2 protein-coding genes are annotated in these 1,925 nt (G+C 62.9%); both read left to right on the top strand.

The window, feature by feature from the left end; all coding sequences use genetic code 11:
- On the top strand, positions 1-256 hold a 256-nt coding region (locus DFP89_RS19910; RefSeq protein WP_220269897.1), incomplete at its 5' end, for a hypothetical protein.
- A 173-nt stretch (positions 257-429) separates the two neighbouring features.
- Complete coding sequence (locus DFP89_RS19905) at positions 430-1,611, top strand: sialate O-acetylesterase (protein ID WP_220269896.1); 1,182 nt, start codon at positions 430-432, stop codon at positions 1,609-1,611.
- Positions 1,612-1,925: the final 314 nt, after the last annotated feature.

Raw genomic sequence — 1,925 nt, 5'->3', positions numbered from 1 at the left:
CAGAAAGGGACCGATCATGCCTGCCTATACCGCAACTGACAGCTGGAGCGCTGCGATCACCGTGGCCGCCGGCGATATCATCCAGAATACCGGCCGCCGCTTGCTGCTGGTCTGCCCGGTCACGCCCGCTGCAGACGGGGATGCCGTCGATCTTCATCCCGATCAGCCGGGTTTCGCTTTCGACCGGGCGACCAGCATCCGCGTAAGATCGGGCAGCCGCCTTGAGGGTTCCTTCAAGATCATCCGGGGGCTCTGATTCCGATGTGGCTCTACGGCCGTCCATTTAACGCCTTCGACCGCTGGACGCGCCACAAGCGCGGCAGAACCTTCGTCCCGACAATGCTCGGCGCCTATGTCGTGCCGCCCATGCCGGCGCTGCCGCCGCAGCTGCTACCCAATCCCGGCCTCGACGATCCGGCGGCATGGTCGGTGGCGGGCGGCTGGTCGCTGGCCGGCGCGGGAGCCACGCACAGTCTGGGTACCGGGCAGTATTCGAAGATGACGGCACTGGGGCTTACCATCCCGACCGAGGCCACTGATCTGGTCATGACCTTCGAGATCATCACCCAAACGTCGGCCAATTTTACGCTGGGCGCGCGCGCGCAGTTGGTTGGCAATGGCTCCAATACCGGGGCATGGAATGGTCTGCATATCCGGGGCGGGGACACCCAGCCCTCGACCCGCATGCAGGTATCGTATCTACGCAACCGCACGCCCAGCCAGAACACGCTCCTGATCGAATCGGGCAATCAATGGGCCGGCACGATCCGGAACGTGCAGCTTTATGACGTTTCCGCCTCGCGCCACAAACCGACCGTGATCTTGATCATCAAGGCGCAATCCAACGGTGAGGGCTTCGGCCTGGAGGTGGCAGATCCGATCAAGGATGGCTGGCACCCTGACATCTGGATGTGCCCGCCGAACTCATATGGTAGCGGCCTCTATGGCGCCAAGGCGCTCACCCTGTCGGTGGCGCAAGAGCCCTTGGTCCATAGCCTCAACCCGGGCCACAGGGTTGGCCCGGCCATGTCCATGGCCCGGCAGATTGTGGCGCTGACCAAGGGGGCGGTGAGGGTGGTGATCGTCCCGGTGTCCCGCTCAGGCACGGGCCTTTTGGGGGCCGATGCGCCATGGAACCCGGACACGACCGCGACCGGCGATCTGCGCCGTTATCCGATCATGGTCTCCACCTATCAGGCGGCTCTTTCGCAAATCGAGAACCATGTCGGAACGATAGGTGTCTGGGCCGGGAACGAGGCCGACTTGAACAAGGCCGACTGGCAGGCGCAGTTGCCCGCCGCCTTCCGGAACATGGTCTCGCGGACCCGCGCCGATTTGGCGGTTCCTGACCTGCCGGAGCTGATCCTTGGTCCGGCGGAATATAGCGGCGCGGGATACGCCCTGCTTGCCCAGATGCAGGCTACGTTTGATGCAGACAGCGGGCATGCCAACGCCATCCCCGGGGTCAAATACCTGCCCGGCCCTCAGGGACCTGGGCATAACAACGCCGGGGACGCGGTCCATTGGACCACCGAGGCCAACCGCATCCGGGGCGACAACGCAGGCCAATGGGCCTATCTCATCGGTCGCGCGCGCGGATGGTGGAAATGAACGGGCCGGACCTAGGGTGTCAGAGACGGCCGAAAAGAGAGGCTTCCTGACAGGGCAACGCGAAATTTTTTCGTCCGGAAGCTAGTGCGCGTCCGTCCGGAAGCTAGCGCGCCGCTACACCGTCACGAAACCATCACTGCGCCTGCGCTTGAGGTAAGCGAAGTACATCTCGACCTCCTTAGGGACAGGACCCATTGATCTTTGTAGGGGGTACTAACTTAGGCCCTGTTGACAAAAGGGAATCACAGGGTGTTCTGAACGTGATTCAATCTGGTATCTGCGATGGAGACCAGCTTGGCACGAGACCTGATGTC

It is taken from the genome of Paracoccus lutimaris (assembly GCF_003337565.1).
GTDB classification, from domain to species: Bacteria; Pseudomonadota; Alphaproteobacteria; order Rhodobacterales; family Rhodobacteraceae; genus Paracoccus; species Paracoccus lutimaris.
Note: the sequence above shows the minus strand (reverse complement) of the source record. Positions and strands in the feature narration are given on the sequence as shown.